Origin of the sequence: Paenibacillus sp. Leaf72 (genome assembly GCF_001422685.1) — a bacterium.
Taxonomy (GTDB): domain Bacteria; phylum Bacillota; class Bacilli; order Paenibacillales; family Paenibacillaceae; genus Pristimantibacillus.
In genome coordinates, this window is the sequence record NZ_LMLV01000031.1 from 436,221 (window position 1) to 455,654 (window position 19,434).

Consider the following 19,434-nt stretch of genomic DNA (forward strand, 5'->3'; position numbering starts at 1 on the left):
TGTTCACTGACGCTCCTGGTCGTTTTATTTTTGTTCGTATGTTATGCCGTTATCTTTGGCAAATTGCTCTAATCTTGCGCTGATTTCATCCGTTGGATAACGATGAAATACTCGCGAAAAAGCCCACGTCGATCCTTTTTGCGGTTCAATCGTCACATAGCCAGGCTGTACGCGAATCGTCTTGATCGCTTCTGCACCTAGACGCTTGTCGCCAGTCATCTTGCGTGTTTGAACATAGTTTTTACCGATTGTAATATACGGGCGCCGCAGGAAAAATACAATTGCCAGAAATACATAGCAGCCAATTGTCACACCTAGCAAGGTATCGAATTTAAATTGCGGGTCCATTTGGGCAAGTATAACGTACATGGCAATAAACAGCAGGAGTAAAATCGGCGCAATATAGCTGCGGCCAACAAAACGATCTGATTGGGGTCCAGCTGGTTTAAAGCTTGGGCCGCCTTGTTTTTTGCGATTTTTGTTAATTTGGTTCGTATTTCGGCGCACCTTGCGCTCCCATGTACGTGACAAATTCGTTCCTCCTTATTATGGCTGCAGCACAAAATCACGCTTAATAAATCAAGTCAGACAAGTGATGCAGGCTGACACCGTATATCTCCAGGTTTCACAGTAATTCGTTAAAACGGACGTTTGAATTTTGCAATAAAACGATTCGGATAGTCTTCGGCAAGCGCGCTGACCTCATCCAGACGGTTCCATATTTCTTCAGGCATCGTCCAGCCGACAGCTCCCATATTATCCTCATATTGCGCAATCGTACTAGCACCAAAGATTGGGGACGTAATGCCTTCCCTTTGCAGCAGCCAATTCAGTGAAACTTGAGCAGGTGTTTTATCAAGTTCCTTGGCAGCTGCTAATACAGCATCCAAAACAGCAAAGTTTTGCTCATTTGCCCGGTTTGCCCAAGCACTTTCGCCTACTTTGCTTGTCAATCTGCCCTCTGTCGGCTCTGTGCGATCATACCTGCCGGTCAGAAAACCGCCACCAAGCGGAGCCCATGGAATAACGCCAACGTTTTCTTCTAGGCAAAGCGACATCATTTCGCGATCCATCTGGCGACTAACGAGGCTATATTGAGGCTGCAGCGAAACAAAGCGTACATACCTATTAGCATCGCTCCATGCCAAAGATTTCATAAGCTGCCATGCAAAAAAGTTAGAACAGCCGATGTAACGCACCTTGCCTGATGTGACAAGATCATCGAGCGTCCGCAGCGTCTCTTCAATCGGCGTAGCATGATCCCATACATGAACCTGATACAAGTCAATGTAATCGGTTTGCAGTCGCTTGAGGCTCGCTTCCACGCCGTCCATAATATGCTTGCGGGACAGCCCTACTCCATTAATATCAGGAGATGTTGTCATTCTAACCTTTGTAGCAACAACCATCTCAGAACGACGGCCTTTAATCGCTTTTCCGACGATCTCTTCAGAGCGTCCGCTTACATAAACGTTCGCCGTATCGAGAAAATTGCCGCCGCGCTCCACAAAACGATTGATCATCTCAAGCGAATCCTGCTCATTCGTTGTATTGCCAAATGTCATCGTTCCAAGACAAAGTTCAGAAACAGCTAGTCCACTACGTCCAAGCAGTTGGTATTTCATAAAATGATGACCGCCTCTCCCATTAAAATAATTAATGCTGTGGCTTCTCGTCTCCCGCTTCACTCTCTTCATCTTCTACGAATTTAATCGTATCAAGCTGTTGGCGAAAATTGCTTTTAAACTGCTCCATATATTTACTGCGCAGCTCAGCCCGTTCCGTCAGTTCCTCGGGCGTCAAACCGACTGTTTTATTTTTACGGGATAATTCATTAATTCTGGCAATAAGCTCTTCCATTGATTGCTCACCTCACTTGCTGTACTTTTCCCAAACTCTTTCTACTTTGACATTACCAATACGCTGTTGTCAAGGTGAAACGGCTGTCGCCGTCCTTTGGCGGCGCAGCGCGTTTCAGTCCGAGAAATATAGAGAATGGATGAGAAAATCATATCCTTTCCTATATTTCAAGAAAATGGGGCTATAATTAAATACAGAATAGATCGTACAACGATAATGCTATCATTGTTCCGATCTATTCTGTATTTAGGTCGAGTATTCACGCTTCAAAAGTTACGAAGAACAGCTACATGATTTCCGTCATGCAAACAGCTTGCGTATAGTATAGAGGCATGCTTCTTAATGAAGCTATGGAGAAGGAATGACCAGCTTCTGCCCAGGCCATATATCTGGCGACGACAGCTGGTTGCGTTCCCGTATTTGATAAACGGACCAGCGTATATCATCAGAACTGTCCGAGTATTTACGTGCAAGCTCCCATAATGTATCGCCTTGCGCAACCACTACCGTCTGTTCTCCAGCAGACGCTGGCGCAACATGATTCACTGAAGCTTCTGTGCGCACCAATAAAAAACCAGAAAACAATACGATAAACAGAGTCAGACACACCGCCAACTTCAAAGCATAGTTGCTAAATCCAGCCATGCTGATTTGCCATTTCATCTTTGCCGCCTTAACAGGCGCTTTCTCTGAGAAAATAGATTGATAGGATTCTGGATAAATGATCATTGCCCTCACTCCCAAACGTTTGTTCTGTTTCGATATTAACACGAACATTTGTTTGTGGTCAACAGACAATGCGAACTTTTGTTTTTAGGAACTTATGTTTGTACGAACGGCGGTTCCATGTTATAATTTGAGAAATAAATACTCATATTGCACTTCGAATGAAGTGCATGGATCAAAGTTTCAATCAAAATTCATGTCGCACTCATCATGGAGTGCGTGAACTGGAGTGATCGTGTTGTCCAAAGCTTCCAATCGCCAGCAGTCGATTCTGGAATTTATAAAGAACGAAGTTCGCGAGAAGGGTTATCCGCCTTCCGTACGTGAAATTGGAGAAGCAGTTGGACTTGCTTCAAGCTCGACTGTACACGGTCATCTGGACCGTCTGGAGAAGAAAGGGCTTATCCGCCGCGATCCAACTAAACCTCGCGCTATCGAGATTTTGGATCAGGAAGATGTCGACGGGATTATCCGTCCTGCTGTTACCCATGTACCGATCGTCGGTAAAGTTACTGCCGGTGTGCCGATTACCGCTACTGAGAATATTGAAGAATATTTCCCCATCTCTTCCCATTACGTAGGAGATGATGATGTATTCATTCTTAATGTCATTGGCGAGAGCATGATTGAAGCCGGCATACATAACGGCGACTACGTTATTGTACGCCAGCAGCAGACCGCTACTAACGGTGATATTGTGGTCGCCATGACTGAGCACGATGAAGCAACAGTCAAAACCTTTTACCGCGAGAAGGATCATATCCGTCTCCAACCGGAAAATGTAACCATGGAACCTATCCGCCTGAAGAACGTTACGATTTTAGGCAAAGTCATCGGCTTGTTCCGGGATTTTCATTAATCGTTGAAATTTCATACCCTTCATACTTGAATAAAGCTGCATCCTTGACCGCACTAGAAACGGGTTGGATGCAGCTTTTTAATTTAGGCAGAGGATTTTTTCAGCTCTCGGTCTTCCTACTCAGACTGCCTCGGTATGACGACATTTAGGAAAGCTTGAACAACCCAAAAACTCTCCACGCGCACTTTTACGACGAACTAATGGCTGGCCACATTTTGCACATGCTACTTCTGTCCTTATTTGCTTCGTAATCATTTTCTCAGTATTGTTTTGTTCTGTGTCGGTATGTGGTGTTGGAATTGATCTATTGGCATTGATCTTCAAAATCATTTCAATGAGCTCTGCTCGATCAATAAGCCGAACTGTATTTGATTTTGCTAGGGTGATTGCAGCTTCTGTATATCCACTGTTGGAAATGACCCATGCCTCATTTGCCGAATAATGTGCGATAGAAGCCTGTGCTTCTTGAACAGCCTTAATCCCGACATTTTTACTATAACGTTTAGCTTGAACGACCACCCTTTGCGCGCCTTTTGCTATAACAAGATCTGCCCCGAAATCTCCTGCTGCCTGCGTCACCGTTACCTTATAGCCATGAGCCTCTAAAAGATGTCCAAGATACTTCTCGAACTGTCGGCCCTCCATCTTATCTATTTCTGCGATACCGGAACGCTTAAGGCGTTCATTACGTTTGCGAGCAATTGATATCGCTACAATTGCATACAACATCATAACCGCACCAAATGCAACACCCGCAAAAATAAAAGAATTTGTAAGCTTATAGGCACCAAAACCAGCACCCAGCATAAGTAGCAGCACAAATGCTTGTACCGGGTCCAATTCCTCTTTCTTCCTTCTACGTTTTGCCATATTTAGATCCCCTTTGTTCAACATAATATACCTTATATCGGCATATATAATAGGAATTTGTACCTAATAATGAAAAATACATAAAAGTTATCAGTCTACTCACTTTACTTAACTTTGTTTCATCACAATCAGTAGTATCGATTTTCACAATAACTAACACCATATAAAAAGGCTAACACATAGCACTACTGATATCTTCATCAGTAATACTCGTGTCAGCCCTCTCCAAATTTACAGTCGGTTACCGGTATGTATGCTATTGTTTCATCATTCATTTGATGTCATGGATCTGATCGAACCCAGCGAGGAAGAGCTCAACATCCCGTAATCAACAGTATAGCGGAGTGAAACTAATTTCAATTCGCTGGACTGTGAGACGAAAATGAATGCGGCTTTATCTCCCCGCTGCCTGGAACTCGATCATTCCTGCTTTAATATCTTTCTGTCTCTATAATGATATTTGTTTCCCTCTGTTTTACATTTTTAATATAACACAGGATACTAATACGTTTTGTCGTTTTTTGTCGAAATATTTAATCGTTCGATACTAGTATCGATTTTTATTGACATAATAATGAAAATGTGTATTAAAAAAGAGCTAACCCATTTCTGGATTCAGCCCTTTTTTAGTAAGTGTTCCACTAAAGGTAGTTTTCCTTTAGCTACGTTTGCTGTATAACCACCTTCGAAATGCGCAGTTATTGCGTAAAATGTTTTAGTAACCTCTCGAATATGCTCTACGTTCACTAGGTTGTTAACATCCAGCGCAACAAATCCCAATGGCAAAAATATTTGTTTGCATGCTTCAAGTGTCGTTATGAATGTAAAAAGGCCCTTAGTGGTATGGAATCTCGGAATGTGATAGTTTTTTTTGGGTTGGAATATATCTACAAAAAAAACTTCACCTAATTTGAATGTATCAAACTGATCTCCATCGATTTCCCCATCATAAATTCGTTGTCCTAGAATCTCAGTCATTAGATCCATATGATATCCACTCTACTTACGAAGTTCTTTTGGGATAGGTTGAGCCCCAATGAACCCTTTTCGATTTCCACTTGCGACGGAACGCTCAGCGTCTTTTTGCAGTTTTTCTGCAATTTTACGCGCTAGTTTTTGCATCATATTCAGCACCTCCGTCCCTTTGATGAATGGATACCAATACCATCTGAGCGAAAAAAACTAAAGTAACTACATCTGATTGAAAAAATATATTTGACAAAATGAGCAACAAAGGTAAGTTCCTTTCACTGCCCCTACTCCAGCAAATCAATAACGTTAAACTCAACAATATCAATATTATCATGACTGTACCACTTAAGACAATATGTGGAATTATAGATAAAAGGCAAGTTGAGACAATCACACACGTTGTTAAGGACTTAAAATGAAAGCCTCCAGTAAACTTCCTCAGAGTCCAAAAAGCCACTAGACCAATTAAAGTCTGTATAAATGATTCAGTTGCAATCCCAATAATCAATGTAACAGCGATTATAGTTGCAGAACAAATCCGATTACCCAAAGAATAGGCCATCACTTCTACAGATACGCTGCCCTCAGGATCTAACCTTTTTATGAAAAGCGCCATTCTTTGTGATATAAACTCTATCATCCTCTGATTCTCTCCTTCTAGAGAGGAAATATAGGGTGCCAAGTATCAATAATACTAGGGGGTAAGCGTACAAGGCTGCGTCGTAATGAACGGTCAAAAATAAAGATGTCGTGATTATGGCTACAGCAGCTAATGTAGATATTGCAAGCATTCCGTTCGTTCCGGTAAATAGTTTTTCCTTGCGGCTTAAATCATGCGGAGGAATGACGATAAAAGTAAATCCGTAATTAAATACTGTAATCAGCCATCCGACCGCCAACGAAGCAGCGTCTGTGAAAAATTGAATCGCAATAACCCCGTTCCCTCCTGTATTCTGAGCAACAACATCGCTAACACCTAACGCTGTCACGGCAAAATAGATCGGAAACTGAATACATACATAGGCGGCATAACCTACCGCTACCATCAAACCAGAATAAACAAGTCTAATTTTAAGTGAATACCGAAAAAACGCTGCGAAGATTAAAAATTGCCCAAATATATCTATGTATGGTGATAACCCAACCACAACCCGGACTGCATATGACCAACCGGCCACCCCAATGCAAATAAAAAGGACATTCCATTTATATGCTGCAAGTGGCTGCCTATACGATTTAATCATCAATACAACCATCGCAATTGCATCCAATATGCTAAAAAGCAAATAACTCGCTGTCTCCATTTATAGCGCCACCATCTTTTATTTTAAATTTTGGTTTTCAAATTTATTACTTTCATCATTGCATGATCGCAACTCTGTTGGCAAGACAGAATTTTAATACCTGACGGAAATACACGATCATAAAGAACCTCCACATAAAAAACAATCCATATTATGATTTTTATAACCAACTGATTGTTACGAATATCTTTCCAAAAACAGTGCAACCTTAAATAAAAAAGGGAGCGTGAAATTATTATGCATACCGTCTGGAAAGGCGCTATTAGTTTCGGGTTGGTGCACGTGCCGATCAAAATGCACTCTGCAACGGAAGACAAGGATATATCATTTCGCAGTCTCCATAAAGAGTGCGGCATGCCGATTAATTACGCTAAGACATGCCGTCATTGCAATAAGGAGATTAGTCCGGAAGAGATCGTTAAGGGATTTGAGTATGAAAAAGGTAAGTATGTAATTGTCAAAGAAGAAGAGCTTGAAGCTATCAAGCCTGATTCCGCCAAAACTATTCAGATTCTTGATTTTGTAGACTTGGCCGAAATTGACCCGGTCTATTATCAAAAAGCCTATTACCTTTCCCCTGACATGGCAGGTGCTGGCGCATATAACTTGTTGCTTGAAGCCATAAAACAAACTGGAAAAATCGGCATAGCCAAAATATCTATTCGCAGTAAAAGCAGCCTAGCAGCTGTCAGAGTAGTGGGAAATTGCTTATGTTTGGAAACGATGTTTTTTCCAGACGAGATTAGGGCCATATCCCAGGTTCCTAACATACCTGTGCAAACAACGATTAATGATAAAGAGCTCGATATGGCTAAGATGCTGGTAGAACAGCTCAGCGAACCGTTTGATCCTGCCAAATATACGGACGATTACCGTATCGCATTAACTGAATTGATTCAACAAAAAATAGCAGGACAGAGTGTTGATATTGTATCTGCACCAACAGCTGAAGGAAGGACCAATGTCATTGATCTTATGGCCGCGCTACAAGCAAGCTTGGATGCTACAAAATCCGCCGCCATGCCTCCAAGTGCTCCCTCAACTAAGAAAAAGAGAACAGCCAAAGCAAAGGGTAACGTATCATGACCATGCAGCTCCCTTCTGTCCCTATGGCTCCAATAACCTCTTCCAATATTCCCCAAGGACCCGAATGGGGTTATCAAATTAAATGGGACGGCGTGCGCACTTTGGTCCGCTTAGATGGTTTAGGGAGGGTTGAACTATTCGGACGAAGGCTGGAGCCGCGTAATCATACTTTCCCGGAAATAGTGGCATTATTAGAGCCGATCCGCGTTGGCCCTTGTATCTTGGATGGAGAAATCGCCTATTTCGATGGAGTGCGTCCAAATTTTCAAAGGGCCAAGTTAGGGGTGCGAAAACGCACCCCCGATGATGGCCTTATATTTGTAATGTTTGATATGATCAATTCGAATGGCGAGGACATTCGCAAACTCCCTTATAAAGAACGTTTTGAGAAACTGAAAGCCTCATTTCCAGAGAAAACGCCTCGACTCTTTGTAACCGATTTGCATTCCGATGGACAAGCACTTTGGAATTGGCTCAATGAACGTGAATGGGAAGGAATTATCTCGAAAAGATTAGATAGCCCTTACATGGAGGGAAAAAAACATCAATATTGGTTTAAAAAACGCAAAGAAGTACGGATAGTCGCTGACGTCGTCGGCTTAAAACTGCGGGATGGACTTGTTTCAAGCCTTGTCCTGCGATATGAAAATCGTTACATCGGGCACGTTTCGGGCTTGGATCAAGCATCCAAGCAAGTACTTCATCAGTTTATGGTAGATCATCCTGGTGAGTGCCCTTTTAAAGAGCTAACTCCTGGCATGGTAAAATCTGATGTTGTGTGGCTTTCAGTCCCCTTCCCAGCTCGTGTTACAGCTCTGGAATTTACTGATTCCGGACTACTTCGCCAGCCTAAACTACTCGGATTTGGGGACAAATAATAATCAAATATTAGAAGGGTACTTAAGCAAATAGCTCAAGTACCCTCTATTATGACTCATATTATTCACTCGACTCAATAATCCATTAATCTATAATTAGCTTAGATATTACATTTGGAGTTACCACATTCACCATTACAGGTGGCACGATCTTTTTTTAAATAAGGGATGCCCTTATCAATAATTCTAAATGTTCTTCATTTAAATTAAAGCTTATGCTCATTTCATATTCCTTCATTAATATTCTCTCCTGTGTGTAGTTTCATCAAGAATCTTCTATATATAAAGTAACGACTAGTAGAATCTCCTTAAAACTATATTTATAATTTGATCCATAGGCAAACGAAAGGAGACGAATCCTGTGGCATCCCTTGAATTGGGGGATAGCCGGCTGCCCGAACACTTAAAGCGCATGAAGATGACACAAGCCGAATTTGCACGGGCACTGGAAGTGGATCGTCAGTTTATCCAACAGATACTCAAGAAAGAAAGACGATTCTCTTTTATCCATCCCCCCCTTTCGCTAACCCTCCATCTAGCAAGAAAGCCGACACAAAGTACGCTTCTTATCAGCGTCATTGTGTCGGCCCGGTCCGGCTTCTTACCATAAAGTCACCAACTTTTTTATTTAGTGCTTTTTGAGATTTTACTCTTGTCTATATCATCAGACAGCACGAGTTGTCGCAAATTTTTATTAAACACCATTGTGGTGATCTGATACCTGAATGCCCATCCCTCTACAGTCGTCTTCATTGCCGTAATTTGCAGACCTTCATGTAACGTATTGAGAAAAGGATTAAAGTCCCCTGTCATTACATTCACAATCCTTTTTAAATATTTGTCCATTCGATTTTCAGACTTTGTAAAGTCTAATAAATCATATTCCAAATTCGTGAAATCCTGTTCAAAGACAAGGACTGCTGAATCTGTATCAAGCCGAAAAGTTGTTCGTATTGCTCCTCTACCAGACCATTTCTTTTTGAACTCAGCAAACTTTAATGCGGCGTTTTTTTCAAATTCTGCTATCTCCATGACCTGCATCCCCCTGATGTAATAGGCTTATACCTGTATTATCAGGGACTTACTGGAAGAAGTAAATATAAATTGGCGATCGTGAATTATGTCGCACTATGTCGAATGAGTCTTGACAAATTAAGAACGTTAATTTACCGCACAAAAATAGCCCTTTTCCTGTAGGAAGGGCTACATTAGTTGAATTTCCGGATTGTACTTCAGCATAAATTCGACAAAATCTTTGACTCTATGGTATGCTACGCCGCATTTTTTAGATTGTTTATTAACAATCCTTTCAAAGTAAGCATCTCCTGTTTTAGGATTCAGCAATATTACCTTATCTTGATTAATCATTTCTGAACGATCGAGCACAAGGAAATTGTACCCGCTGCTGTTAAGCGCCGTTTCCCAGTATACAAGAGTACCCATAGTATAGTAAACATCCGTCAGAGTGTGTATGATTATGCGCTTCTTTTCCGATAAGGATTTAATAATTATAATGTCCTGTACCTTAACAGAAACTAGACCTAATGTGCCTAACTCGTCCTTGGAGACGGTCAACGTATCGATCGTGTATAAGTGCATGGATGTTCACCACTATTTCAACAATTCTTCTGGGGTTTCTGGCTGATTGACATAGAGGAAGCTTGCTGTTCTTACTGAAAAAACAGCCGCGCCGTCCAATAATGAAGCCAATTTATATACTAGATTTTTTAGCATGGGTACTCACCACCTTTGCCAGAATTAAAGTCAAACACTGCACAAGCAGAGTTAATGCAATTATAGACGATTCTATCAATAGATTGCTACATACAATTAAGGCAGATAAAAGCTTAAGTAGTGGGTAATAACGCTTTGGAATACGAGACTGTTTTTCTATGTCTGTTGGTGAAAACATCAATACAATCAATAGATTTAAGAGATTGATTATCACCAACATTTTTCCCGGAAAGTTAGGCGTGAAAGACAATGCCGTCGCCACTCCTACGGATACTATGACACACATAGTGCCCGATTTTAGGTGTACGCCTCCGGATACCTGCCTAAGTATCGCAAATGATATCAACGCTGCTACAACGCCGCTTGTCCGCCCAGTGAAAAATGATATGAGCAGCGCACCTGTAATTATAAATAAAGCGTTTAAGATAAACGACAAAGCGTATTGCAAGCGAGCTTCCGATGCTGGATGCTCCGGAACGACTGATTTAATGCTTATTGCTAGTCTTCTCGAAATAGTTTCCACCATGGGGCTTAACCTCCTTGAGGTACGAATATACAAAGAAAAATAATGCTGCTAGGAAATAGTAAATAATATTTAACAACTCGCTCCGCTGGTGGAGTATAAAACCGAATCCGAGCAAGATCACAATGATAAAACCTCCGACCACTCTCTGTTCATGAGGAAAACGCATCTTTTCTGAGATGCTCTCCATAAAGCCAATTCGCATACGGTTTAGTCCCCAGGCAATAGAAAGGTTAACCCCGGCTGTGATGACCTGTAGCAAGTACCCTATATATGGATGCACTTTAATCTCTGCTAATGAGAAAAAAGGTATGGTATTAACAATAGCACCTTGGATAGAGGCGAAAATAAAATACCCCAAACCAGTAATAATTAATGCTGCAAAAAAAGGTATCTTGATAACGACCGATAGAAATATTACGAACACAAAAATATTGATAACTGGCACGATACTTTCGAGCGAAAGTTCTTCCCTCAAAAAAAAGCTTTGCAAACTCATTAACGTTACAACAAGTAGTGCTGGATAAAAGCTTGCTGCATCGTATCGGTAAATCTTGAGCATTAAGTAAAGAATGCCGAAACCCTCAACAATGGAGAAAAGCATAAATAAAATGAATTCCAACAAATTTTATCGCCTCCCTTTACGGCCCTAGTATCTTCTATGGTGTGAGTGGCTTGGGTACGTCTACTACCGCTATATCTTTTAAACTCATCATTACATGGGGACATGCTGAATGCAATACGGATTTTCATGATAAATGAATTTCTTTCTAGTAAATGATATATCATTTCGCAGCTTACACAAGGATTGTGGTATGCCGATAAATTACTCAAAACATGCCGACATTGTAATAAAGAGATTGGCCCTAACGAAATCTTGAAGGGTTTTGAATACGAAGCTGGGAAATTTGTAATTGTCAAAGAGGAAGACTTGAAGCAATCAAGCCGGACTCTGCTAAGACGATTCAGATTTTGGAATGCGACAAAGCATTCTACGCCTCCTAAGTCGCCCGCAACAAAGAAAAAACGGGCAGCCAAGGCTAAAGGACTGCATCATGATGCAACTTCCCGACGTGACCATGGCCCCTATCACATCGCCTGACATCCCTACAGGACCGAAATGACCGCTTCCCAGAGATAGTTGATTTACTCAGGCCATTGCGAATTGGCGCTTGCGTGCTGGACGGTGAAATTATGTATTTTGACGGGACTCGCCCAAACTTTCAGCGCGTCTTAATTGGTGTAAATCGCAAGAAATTTGACGACTCCCTTATGTTCGTAATGTTCGACATGCTTTACGACAAAGGAGAGGATATCCGCTCCTTACCCTTTAAGGAGCGCTTTGCCCGACTTAAGGAAAAATTTCCTGAGCGAAATCCCCGTGTTTTTGTGACCGATCTGGTTTATGACGGTCCGGCACTTTGAGACTGGGTAAAGGAACGTGAATGGGAAGGAATAATTTCAAAGCGACTAGATAGTCCTTATGTTGAAGCAAAGCAGCATACACACTGGTATAAAAAACGCAAAGAGGTCCGTATTGTCGCGGACGTGGTAGGTATCAAGCTTAAGGTTGGTTACGTTTCCAGCTTGGTGCTGCGGTCAGGCTCTCCGTTTCTTCTTCAGCCCAGCGTTCAAAGCGTGCATGAGGTGGATTATCCTTAATCGCTTGAAAGCTATGTTTTGCTTTTCTTCAGCACTTCCCTGAGGCTGGGTACTGAAGGTATAAAAAAAAGACCCAAATGTGATTTGGGTTGACGAAGGAAGGTTGAGTTGTCTTAATATTAAATTATGTAATCATAAATGAAAGAGTGTTGGATTTTGTGGTATAAAACTACCCTACCATAAGCCCGAATTTAAGGAAATAGTTTCTAGTCTATCCAATTGAAGGTCATTAGTCCATACCTAAAAAAACGACTCACGTACACTGAACCATCTTTATATGGAGGTGTAGTTATTGAGTTGTCCTGATATAAAAAAACGGTGTAAAAAGAAAACCATAGTGGTGTGCCATCCAAAAGAGAAAAAAATGAAACGACGTCAGCGAGTAATTAAAAAGATTGTTTGTAAAAATTGTCCACCGCCTGAAGGACAGCAATTACTTCAAGGACTTGCGGCTGCAATTGCAGAAGTTGGGCCTCAAGGACTTGCAGGAGCACTCGGACCCCAAGGTTTAGCAGGGCTTGTAGGAGCAATTGGCGCACTTGGACCCGAAGGACTTGCAGGAGCACTTGGACCCCAAGGAGCAGCAGGGATTGTAGGAGCGATTGGCGCACTTGGACCTCAAGGACTTGCAGGAGCACTTGGAACCCAAGGAGCAGCAGGGATTGTAGGAGCGATTGGCGCACTTGGACCTCAAGGACTTGCAGGAGCACTTGGACCCCAAGGACTGGCAGGACTGGCAGGAGCGATTGGCGCAGCTGGACTGGCAGGACCAGCAGGTCCTGCAGGAGCAGTGGGTCCAGCAGGTCCAGCTGGAGCAACGGGAGCAGTGGGTCCAGCTGGACCTTCTGGTGGCGTATTAGGCTTTGCAGATTTTTTTGCCTTGATGCCTCCTAATAATGCAGCAACTGTTGCTCCCAACACGGATGTAAGTTTTCCGCAAGATGGTCCAGTTAGTGGGACTGCAATTACCCGTATAAATGCGAGCTCATTTAACTTGTCTGCAATTGGCACATATCAGGTTTTGTTTCAGGTAAATGTAAACGAAGCGGGTCAACTGATTTTAACACTAAATGGCGCTGATCTGGCCTATACGGTGGTCGGGCGTGCAACAGGAACTTCTCAAATAGTAGGAATGGCACTTGTGCAAACAACGGTCATTAATTCAATACTCACAGTTCGAAATCCTGCTGGCAATTCCACGGCACTCACGATCACTCCATTAGCTGGAGGAACAAGGCCAGATTCCGCACACCTTGTTATTATGCAGATCGCATAGAGGGGGAAATACAATTTTTTTTCAATAAAATTCCAAATGTCAAATTGAGGCCGCCCTCAATACTTCTGCAGTACAATTATTGGTACGGGGACGTTGTGCTCCTAGCTATATAAAGGCAGTTGGAAAAGTTTAATGTGTAGATGATTATACTAATGGGCAGTAGAGATTGTGGTATAACACTACTCAACCATAAAGCCCAATATACTAAAAATAGTTTATAGTCTAGCCAATAGTCGGCTATTAGTCCCTGCCTGAAATAAACGACTCATATACACTTATTAGGGAGGTGCCGTTGTTGAGTTGTCCGGTTAGAAAAAAACGGTGTAAAAAGAAAACAGTAATTGTGTGCCATCCAAAAGAAAAAAAAAAGAAACGTCGTCTTCAAGTTATTAAAAAAAAAATTATAAAAAAAGCAGTACGGGTGTGTCCCCCGCTAGAAGGACAGCAATTACTTCAAGGACTGGCAGGAGCAATTGCAGAAGCCGGACCTGAAGGACTTGTAGGAGCACTTGGACCCCAAGGACTGGCAGGACTGGCAGGAGCAATTGGGGCAATTGGACCCCAAGGAATTGCGGGCGCACTTGGCCCCCAAGGAGTAGCAGAATTACTTGTAGGTGCAATTGGCGCACTTGGACCTCAAGGACTGGCAGGAGCACTTGGACCTCAAGGACTGGCAGGACTTGCGGGAGTAATTGGCGCTGCTGGACTAGCAGGACCAAAGGGTGAAACGGGTCAAATAGGACCTACAGGACCTACAGGGCCTACAGGACCTACAGGACTTACAGGGCCTCAAGGAGAAGAAGGACCAGCAGGACCAGCAGGATCGCAATCAATCAATCGCATTTATGTAGCCAATTTCAACAGTAACGATGTCTCTGTGATTGATGGCGCAACCAATGCTGTGATCGCTACCATTCCAGTTGGGGTTAATCCAGCGGGAGTTGATGTCGATCGATTAACGGGACGTATTTATGTAGCAAACAGAGCCAGCGACAACGTATCCGTTATTGATGGAGAAAGTAACACTGTGATTGCTACTATACCAGCTGGGGATGAAGCAGGAGATGTAGGGGTCAATATAGCTACTAATGCTATTTATACGGCAAATTTTAATTCATTGGACTTAACTGAAGATGTTACGGTAATTAGCGGATTGACCAATACGGTTATAGATACCATTATTATTCCGGGTCTCAATTTATTAACGGGGATAGGTGCCAATCCATCAACTAATCTGATTTATGCAGCTAATTTTAATTCGGATACCGTTTCTGTAATTGATGGAGAAACCAATACTGTGATTACTACTATTCCAGTGCAAGTTAATCCATTCAGAATTGGGGTCAATCCAGATACTAACCGTATTTATGTTTCAAATTTCACCAGTAACACTGTCTCTGTAATTAATGGATTAACCAATACAGTGATTGCTACTGTTCCGGTTGGGACTACTCCAGCCGAAGTAGGCGTTAATACGTTTACGAATGCCATCTACGTAGCAAATCGAGATACTAATAATGTTTCTGTGATTGATGGACTAACCAATACAGTGATTGCTACTATTCCGGTCGGAACTAATCCAAATGGAGTAGGGGTCAATCCATTAACCAATCGTATTTATGTGTCAAATCAGGATGATAATACCGTTTCAGTGATTGATGGAGACACTAATACAGTGATTGCTACCGTTCCGGTTGGAGCTCGCCCATTCGCAATTGGGGTATATACGTAGAGCCCATTTGAGAACGGATAATGTAGGCATTCAAACTTGGTCATGATCTTACACGGAGAGGTGATTCATATGATAGAAGTTCAAAAGACAGAAGAGTTAATTGAACAGTTGTCAAACATGAACAAAGAGAATTCTTTATGCCAAGTCTTACTTCCCGGTAAAGGGACATTCAAGATTGTACTGCAAGAGGAAGATGAACGTTCCTCCACTTCATCAGAAATTCAATCAATGACGAATGAAACGGAGAATAAAGGGCGAGTCATGTCGGTATCTGAATTAAGAAGGAATCCATTCCTCTAAGGAATCGAATTTTAATAACTGGAATTTATAAATTGCGGAACCCCATCACCGTGGACACGTGAGGTTTGCGAAGCTAACGGAGTCTTTAGTTTGTTGACAACAGCGGCAGGTTAAGACTTTACTTTTCAAGTCTTAGCCCGCTGTTTTTTTGATTTATGGTCAATGCTTTGGAATGCTTCTTCTAAAGAATACGAACAACGGCAGCACCTATTAAGATGACTAAACATACAGCAGTGTATCGTTTCCACGGGCGATTCGATCCATGTACAGAGTTCCCCACTCGAAAAATCCGATTTCATCTTCATCTGTTGAATTTAATCAGTTGTCGGAGCAAATTGTAATAGCCCACCATCGTCAAAGGCGATTACTATTTAGAGTTAAGTGTTATCTCATCTATTAATGAATCATGAACATTTCTGACATTTCCGACATGCCTGGAAACAGGGTATTTCATCATTAACTCAGCTGGATAAGGATTAAGGAAGCTTAAAACATCTTCAGTTGCTTCTATATCTTGATCGATCCAATTGTGAGCAGCTGAACCAGTTAATATTACTGGCATGCGGTTATGGACATCGGCAACCAGTTGATTTGGTGTAGTCGTAATAATTGTGCAGCTCTGCACTACTTCACCATCTGGATTTTGCCAAGTATCATATAGGCCTGCAAAAGCGAATACTCCTTTTGAAGTCAATTGAAAGCGAAATGGTTGTTTACCTCCCTCTTCTTGACGCCACTCGTAAAATCCATCACTAGGTATCAAAATTCTGTTGCGTTTCAATAAGTGCCGAAAAGCAGGCTTCTTTTCTATGCCTTCTGAACGGGCATTTATTGTTTTATATGCCATCTTAGCGTCTTTGCTCCAGAACGGTATAAGCCCCCATTTAAATCCTTCCATAATACGCTGACCATCTTTATTAAATATTCCCGGAACCAATTGTGTTGGAGCTACATTGTAACGCTTCAAATATTTATAATTCGTTTTCCCCACTGAAAAAACTTCAACTACCTCTTCGATATTGGAAGTTATCGTATAGCGTCCGCACATCGTTCATCCCTCCTCCACTCAGGATTTCCTTTCATGATGAACTTAATCATTTTATTTTTCAATAGGTATCACTTCAATTTGATCCGCAACGAATTCATTTTTGGCGCTGTCGAATTTATATGTAATATTGAAATCACACACATATGTGGTAGATATACCAACAGATCCCGAGAGGTTCAATTTTATTTTTTGATTCTCCAATGTATAAATAAATACACCGCCAAAAGCCAGATCCTCTTGCTTATAATCTGGTGCTGGATCAAAATCATAGTTGAATTTATATTCTTTCCCTTGTGTTTTAACTGTAATGCCTAATGTACCATCACCATTTTTTACAACATGCGAATCAATTTGGTCGGCGACAATGTCCTCATAATTCTGGACTTTAATTTCGGAGAAGTCCTCGGCATTAACTACATGAATATCATAGTTATTTAATCCTGTCCCTTTTCCAGTCTGAATAATAATTACGGCTTCTTCCTTCCCGTCACCCGTAAGATCCGTATAGGTTACCTGCGGGTTTGTTCCCGTATCACCGGGGAATTTCCAATCAAAGTCTTTTTCATTACCGTTAATATCTAGTTTTATCCCATCGGTCGTTGCATAAAGTTTTACTTTTTCATCAGTATTTTGTTCCGGCTGTGTGGTTACTTGTTTACTTGTAGACTCGCCCGTCTCCTGAGTAACCGTCGCAGACTCTGATCCACATCCTGTAAGCAAAACGGCACCCAATAACATCACTACACCTAGCTCTTTTTTCAATCCTACTCTCCCCTTTCAACTACCTATAAAAATTATATCTGAGCAAAAGAACGGATGAATGACAAAAAATTAACAAATTCAGTAAGTTTGAAGATATAGAACCCCTCCGGGCTCTTCCATTCCATACTTCCCTCCTATTCCACATATCGCCAAGATGCGAATTTTGCAGTAGAATGATGTCATATATTCCAAGGGGGAAAATGGATATGAGAGAGAAAAAGTCGATTCATAAGAAATGGTGGTTCTGGGCGATTGTCGTCATTATTGTAGCCGGTGCTGTTAATGGTGGTAGAGGAAATGAAGCTACGACCACGGAAGCTGCAGCAAGCGTTGAGCCTGCCCCAACAACTGCGCCAGAACCAACATATAAAGAAGCAAAGCTGCCTGAATTTAAAATTACTGAAGAGCGTTTGGATAAATCAGGCATATGGTACGTGACAATGAGTACGTCGAGCAAAGATGAACGAGAGTTACAAAAGCTTGTCCGAAACACCGCTATTCTTGCTGCTGCAAAGTCACAGGTTGTTGAATCTGTATTTGTATATGTGGATGCACCAGGTAGTGAACCAACCCGCATAGCTACTGGAAAGATGGCTTTTACCAGCAAAGGCGAAGTACAGATGGCTCTGAAAAAGGGTGAAGTTGAGTTTAAGTTGATCGAAACCGCTCCCAGCAAATCGGGTTCAAAAGAACCGACAGCGGAAGATTGGCAAGCTAGTTTTAAAAAAACCTTACTGAATGAAGCTTTTAGCTATATTGAATTGACTGAACAAGAAACTATATCGTCTGAAAGACTGGAATCGGCTGTTGGAGTATTGAAAATGTATAGCAAAAAATTGACAGGAGAAGACAAACAGAAATACGTGGAATTAGCGAAGCTTGTTGAGCAAGATAAACTGGATGATGTGAAGGCAGCGTATAAAGCGCTAGGAGGAGAATAACGCATGGGGTCTCTATTATCATCCCGTTTACGATCTCCCTATTGCTCTCTGGATGCGCAATTACAACGGCATGCACATCGCTACAATAGCTTCCAGCGCCGCTGATGCAACTACAGAGTCTACTCCTACAGCGAACAGCGAGCCATAGTCAACGAAGAAAACTATCATTGTAATTTTAAGGGGAAGAAACATATGGATGTATGGTTTGAAAGATGGAAAAACAAAATAGTATCTAATGTATATTTTAAAATTTTCATTGTAATAACAAGCTCTATTGGAGTTATCTTAATGCTTAGCGAAGGTTATCAATTAATAAGTAAAGCATTTGAACCAAGCAAAGAAGCTCTAGTAAATAATCTACTTGGTGTAAACAAAAACTACCAACTTTTTTCAGATGCATTAGGCAGCTCAGATTACAAAGAAATAATAACTTACCACGAAGCAGAAATAAATAAAGAATCAAAAATAAGTATTTATCATCATGACTTAGATAAGTCTATTGTTAGTTTGATTACAGATGAGAACAATATAGTTATCGGATATACTATCGTATTGAAAAACAAAAACAATAAGATTAAGCTTCCACCTATTATGAGAGAAATCAGTGGACTAAGTTACTTAAATGACACTACTAGCATAAATAATTATATGCCACAGCCATATGATATTAATCTATTTTTAACGCTTCAAGATACGGTTTATACAGAATTACATGGTACTGGAAGTTATGCAGACTATAACTATTATTTATTAGGATTTTCTCAAGTCGGTTACATACCAAAGATTGAGAGTCTGTAAAATATTCTGTGTAAACTCTCAAACCCTATTACAATAGAAGAAAGGCTGGTTTGAGAGGATGGCACCGATGGCGAGATTCAATAAGGAACAAGTGAAGGCATTT

26 protein-coding genes are annotated in these 19,434 nt (G+C 41.4%); 10 read left to right on the plus strand and 16 right to left on the minus strand.

The features are described 5' to 3' along the window. Positions 1-24: 24 nt before the first annotated feature. The 4 genes from ASF12_RS25295 to ASF12_RS25310 all read right to left on the minus strand — a co-directional run bounded on the left by ASF12_RS25295 (position 25) and on the right by ASF12_RS25310 (position 2,589). Complete coding sequence (locus tag ASF12_RS25295; protein ID WP_056040770.1) at positions 25-531, minus strand: hypothetical protein; 507 nt, start codon at positions 529-531, stop codon at positions 25-27. A gap of 107 nt (positions 532-638) precedes the next feature. Beyond that, on the minus strand, positions 639-1,625 hold the full coding sequence (locus tag ASF12_RS25300) for an aldo/keto reductase (protein WP_056040772.1): 987 nt from the start codon (positions 1,623-1,625) through the stop codon (positions 639-641). A gap of 31 nt (positions 1,626-1,656) precedes the next feature. Further along, positions 1,657-1,860 carry a DUF896 domain-containing protein gene (locus tag ASF12_RS25305; RefSeq protein WP_056040774.1) on the minus strand — a complete coding sequence of 68 codons (204 nt, stop codon included), beginning with the start codon at positions 1,858-1,860 and terminating at the stop codon, positions 1,657-1,659. Positions 1,861-2,208: 348 nt separating this feature from the next. Next, on the minus strand, positions 2,209-2,589 hold the full coding sequence (locus tag ASF12_RS25310) for a LysM peptidoglycan-binding domain-containing protein (protein ID WP_056040776.1): 381 nt from the start codon (positions 2,587-2,589) through the stop codon (positions 2,209-2,211). A 235-nt stretch (positions 2,590-2,824) separates the two neighbouring features. On the opposite strand from ASF12_RS25310, the gene lexA reads away from it, so the two are divergent. Beyond that, complete coding sequence (lexA, locus tag ASF12_RS25315; protein ID WP_046232543.1) at positions 2,825-3,445, plus strand: transcriptional repressor LexA; 621 nt, start codon at positions 2,825-2,827, stop codon at positions 3,443-3,445. Positions 3,446-3,565: 120 nt separating this feature from the next. On the opposite strand, the gene ASF12_RS25320 is transcribed toward lexA, so the two are convergent. The 5 genes from ASF12_RS25320 to ASF12_RS25330 all read right to left on the minus strand — a co-directional run bounded on the left by ASF12_RS25320 (position 3,566) and on the right by ASF12_RS25330 (position 6,591). Next, on the minus strand, positions 3,566-4,315 hold the full coding sequence (locus ASF12_RS25320; protein WP_056040778.1) for a restriction endonuclease: 750 nt from the start codon (positions 4,313-4,315) through the stop codon (positions 3,566-3,568). Positions 4,316-4,930: 615 nt separating this feature from the next. Beyond that, positions 4,931-5,302 carry a LytTR family transcriptional regulator DNA-binding domain-containing protein gene (locus ASF12_RS25325; RefSeq protein ID WP_056040780.1) on the minus strand — a complete coding sequence of 124 codons (372 nt, stop codon included), beginning with the start codon at positions 5,300-5,302 and terminating at the stop codon, positions 4,931-4,933. Between the two features lie 12 nt (positions 5,303-5,314). Then, complete coding sequence (locus tag ASF12_RS36210; protein WP_268795460.1) at positions 5,315-5,440, minus strand: hypothetical protein; 126 nt, start codon at positions 5,438-5,440, stop codon at positions 5,315-5,317. Next, on the minus strand, positions 5,418-5,927 hold the full coding sequence (locus ASF12_RS36675; RefSeq protein WP_081419030.1) for an accessory gene regulator B family protein: 510 nt from the start codon (positions 5,925-5,927) through the stop codon (positions 5,418-5,420). Before ASF12_RS36675 ends, ASF12_RS36210 begins: the two co-directional genes overlap by 23 nt. Continuing rightward, positions 5,872-6,591 (minus strand): hypothetical protein, encoded by a 720-nt coding sequence (locus tag ASF12_RS25330; protein ID WP_056040782.1) that lies wholly within the window; start codon positions 6,589-6,591, stop codon positions 5,872-5,874. The genes ASF12_RS36675 and ASF12_RS25330 overlap by 56 nt, the downstream gene beginning before the upstream one ends. A 237-nt stretch (positions 6,592-6,828) precedes the next feature. Between ASF12_RS25330 and ku the strand changes: the two genes are divergently transcribed. The 3 genes from ku (at position 6,829) to ASF12_RS25345 (ending at position 9,165) form a co-directional block, all read left to right on the plus strand. Beyond that, positions 6,829-7,677, plus strand: a complete 849-nt coding sequence (ku, locus tag ASF12_RS25335; protein WP_056040784.1) for a non-homologous end joining protein Ku — start codon at positions 6,829-6,831, stop codon at positions 7,675-7,677. Next, a complete protein-coding gene (locus ASF12_RS25340) occupies positions 7,674-8,555 on the plus strand; it encodes an ATP-dependent DNA ligase (protein WP_056040786.1) in 882 nt (293 codons plus the stop codon). The genes ku and ASF12_RS25340 overlap by 4 nt, the downstream gene beginning before the upstream one ends. Positions 8,556-8,916: 361 nt before the next feature. Further along, the gene (locus ASF12_RS25345) at positions 8,917-9,165 is read left to right on the plus strand and encodes a helix-turn-helix domain-containing protein (RefSeq protein ID WP_056040788.1); all 249 of its coding nucleotides are present in this window, start codon (positions 8,917-8,919) and stop codon (positions 9,163-9,165) included. Between the two features lie 14 nt (positions 9,166-9,179). Here ASF12_RS25345 and ASF12_RS25350 read toward each other — a convergent pair whose 3' ends face one another. From ASF12_RS25350 to ASF12_RS25365, 5 genes are all read right to left on the minus strand, one after another. After that, on the minus strand, positions 9,180-9,587 hold the full coding sequence (locus ASF12_RS25350) for a hypothetical protein (protein ID WP_056040790.1): 408 nt from the start codon (positions 9,585-9,587) through the stop codon (positions 9,180-9,182). Between the two features lie 171 nt (positions 9,588-9,758). Further along, complete coding sequence (locus ASF12_RS36680) at positions 9,759-10,154, minus strand: LytTR family transcriptional regulator DNA-binding domain-containing protein (protein ID WP_056040792.1); 396 nt, start codon at positions 10,152-10,154, stop codon at positions 9,759-9,761. 12 nt (positions 10,155-10,166) lie between these two features. After that, complete coding sequence (locus ASF12_RS36215; RefSeq protein ID WP_081419031.1) at positions 10,167-10,289, minus strand: cyclic lactone autoinducer peptide; 123 nt, start codon at positions 10,287-10,289, stop codon at positions 10,167-10,169. Beyond that, positions 10,267-10,815 (minus strand): accessory gene regulator ArgB-like protein, encoded by a 549-nt coding sequence (locus ASF12_RS25360; RefSeq protein WP_056040794.1) that lies wholly within the window; start codon positions 10,813-10,815, stop codon positions 10,267-10,269. The genes ASF12_RS36215 and ASF12_RS25360 overlap by 23 nt, the downstream gene beginning before the upstream one ends. After that, positions 10,775-11,437, minus strand: a complete 663-nt coding sequence (locus ASF12_RS25365) for a hypothetical protein (RefSeq protein WP_056040796.1) — start codon at positions 11,435-11,437, stop codon at positions 10,775-10,777. Before ASF12_RS25365 ends, ASF12_RS25360 begins: the two co-directional genes overlap by 41 nt. Positions 11,438-11,910: 473 nt before the next feature. Here ASF12_RS25365 and ASF12_RS25370 point away from each other — a divergent pair, with 473 nt between their 5' ends. The 4 genes from ASF12_RS25370 to ASF12_RS25385 all read left to right on the plus strand — a co-directional run bounded on the left by ASF12_RS25370 (position 11,911) and on the right by ASF12_RS25385 (position 15,782). Continuing rightward, positions 11,911-12,237 carry an ATP-dependent DNA ligase gene (locus ASF12_RS25370; protein ID WP_081419032.1) on the plus strand — a complete coding sequence of 109 codons (327 nt, stop codon included), beginning with the start codon at positions 11,911-11,913 and terminating at the stop codon, positions 12,235-12,237. Positions 12,238-12,838: 601 nt separating this feature from the next. Further along, positions 12,839-13,750 carry a collagen-like protein gene (locus ASF12_RS34015; protein ID WP_327204942.1) on the plus strand — a complete coding sequence of 304 codons (912 nt, stop codon included), beginning with the start codon at positions 12,839-12,841 and terminating at the stop codon, positions 13,748-13,750. Positions 13,751-14,045: 295 nt separating this feature from the next. Beyond that, a complete protein-coding gene (locus tag ASF12_RS25380) occupies positions 14,046-15,482 on the plus strand; it encodes a YVTN family beta-propeller repeat-containing protein (RefSeq protein ID WP_200931672.1) in 1,437 nt (478 codons plus the stop codon). A 69-nt stretch (positions 15,483-15,551) separates the two neighbouring features. Further along, a complete protein-coding gene (locus tag ASF12_RS25385) occupies positions 15,552-15,782 on the plus strand; it encodes a hypothetical protein (RefSeq protein ID WP_056040802.1) in 231 nt (76 codons plus the stop codon). Between the two features lie 367 nt (positions 15,783-16,149). On the opposite strand, the gene ASF12_RS25390 is transcribed toward ASF12_RS25385, so the two are convergent. Together ASF12_RS25390 and ASF12_RS25395 are read right to left on the minus strand one after the other, a co-directional pair. Further along, the gene (locus ASF12_RS25390; protein ID WP_056040804.1) at positions 16,150-16,830 is read right to left on the minus strand and encodes an SOS response-associated peptidase; all 681 of its coding nucleotides are present in this window, start codon (positions 16,828-16,830) and stop codon (positions 16,150-16,152) included. 51 nt (positions 16,831-16,881) lie between these two features. Further along, on the minus strand, positions 16,882-17,592 hold the full coding sequence (locus ASF12_RS25395) for a hypothetical protein (RefSeq protein ID WP_056040806.1): 711 nt from the start codon (positions 17,590-17,592) through the stop codon (positions 16,882-16,884). Between the two features lie 206 nt (positions 17,593-17,798). Here ASF12_RS25395 and ASF12_RS25400 point away from each other — a divergent pair, with 206 nt between their 5' ends. Next, positions 17,799-18,533: a hypothetical protein gene (locus ASF12_RS25400; RefSeq protein WP_056040808.1), complete on the plus strand. Its 735-nt coding sequence runs from the start codon at positions 17,799-17,801 to the stop codon at positions 18,531-18,533. Between the two features lie 192 nt (positions 18,534-18,725). Continuing rightward, the gene (locus ASF12_RS25405; RefSeq protein ID WP_056040810.1) at positions 18,726-19,331 is read left to right on the plus strand and encodes a hypothetical protein; all 606 of its coding nucleotides are present in this window, start codon (positions 18,726-18,728) and stop codon (positions 19,329-19,331) included. The last annotated feature ends 103 nt before the right edge of the window (positions 19,332-19,434 follow it).

Bases quoted from the DNA above. Each gene is read 5' to 3' on its own strand.
- ASF12_RS36215 (WP_081419031.1), bottom strand. From the start codon at position 10,289: ATGCTAAAAAATCTAGTATATAAATTGGCTTCATTATTGGACGGCGCG.
- ASF12_RS25330 (WP_056040782.1), bottom strand. From the start codon at position 6,591: ATGGAGACAGCGAGTTATTTGCTTTTTAGCATATTGGATGCAATTGCG.
- ASF12_RS25385 (WP_056040802.1), top strand. From the start codon at position 15,552: ATGATAGAAGTTCAAAAGACAGAAGAGTTAATTGAACAGTTGTCAAAC.
- ASF12_RS25340 (WP_056040786.1), top strand. From the start codon at position 7,674: ATGACCATGCAGCTCCCTTCTGTCCCTATGGCTCCAATAACCTCTTCC.
- ASF12_RS25305 (WP_056040774.1), bottom strand. From the start codon at position 1,860: ATGGAAGAGCTTATTGCCAGAATTAATGAATTATCCCGTAAAAATAAA.
- ASF12_RS25350 (WP_056040790.1), bottom strand. From the start codon at position 9,587: ATGGAGATAGCAGAATTTGAAAAAAACGCCGCATTAAAGTTTGCTGAG.
- ASF12_RS25310 (WP_056040776.1), bottom strand. From the start codon at position 2,589: ATGATCATTTATCCAGAATCCTATCAATCTATTTTCTCAGAGAAAGCG.
- ASF12_RS25320 (WP_056040778.1), bottom strand. From the start codon at position 4,315: ATGGCAAAACGTAGAAGGAAGAAAGAGGAATTGGACCCGGTACAAGCA.
- ASF12_RS25400 (WP_056040808.1), top strand. From the start codon at position 17,799: ATGAGAGAGAAAAAGTCGATTCATAAGAAATGGTGGTTCTGGGCGATT.
- ku (WP_056040784.1), top strand. From the start codon at position 6,829: ATGCATACCGTCTGGAAAGGCGCTATTAGTTTCGGGTTGGTGCACGTG.
- ASF12_RS25360 (WP_056040794.1), bottom strand. From the start codon at position 10,815: ATGGTGGAAACTATTTCGAGAAGACTAGCAATAAGCATTAAATCAGTC.
- ASF12_RS25325 (WP_056040780.1), bottom strand. From the start codon at position 5,302: ATGGATCTAATGACTGAGATTCTAGGACAACGAATTTATGATGGGGAA.
- ASF12_RS25405 (WP_056040810.1), top strand. From the start codon at position 18,726: ATGGATGTATGGTTTGAAAGATGGAAAAACAAAATAGTATCTAATGTA.
- ASF12_RS36675 (WP_081419030.1), bottom strand. From the start codon at position 5,927: ATGATAGAGTTTATATCACAAAGAATGGCGCTTTTCATAAAAAGGTTA.
- ASF12_RS36680 (WP_056040792.1), bottom strand. From the start codon at position 10,154: ATGCACTTATACACGATCGATACGTTGACCGTCTCCAAGGACGAGTTA.
- ASF12_RS34015 (WP_327204942.1), top strand. From the start codon at position 12,839: ATGAAACGACGTCAGCGAGTAATTAAAAAGATTGTTTGTAAAAATTGT.
- ASF12_RS25390 (WP_056040804.1), bottom strand. From the start codon at position 16,830: ATGTGCGGACGCTATACGATAACTTCCAATATCGAAGAGGTAGTTGAA.
- ASF12_RS36210 (WP_268795460.1), bottom strand. From the start codon at position 5,440: ATGATGCAAAAACTAGCGCGTAAAATTGCAGAAAAACTGCAAAAAGAC.
- ASF12_RS25300 (WP_056040772.1), bottom strand. From the start codon at position 1,625: ATGAAATACCAACTGCTTGGACGTAGTGGACTAGCTGTTTCTGAACTT.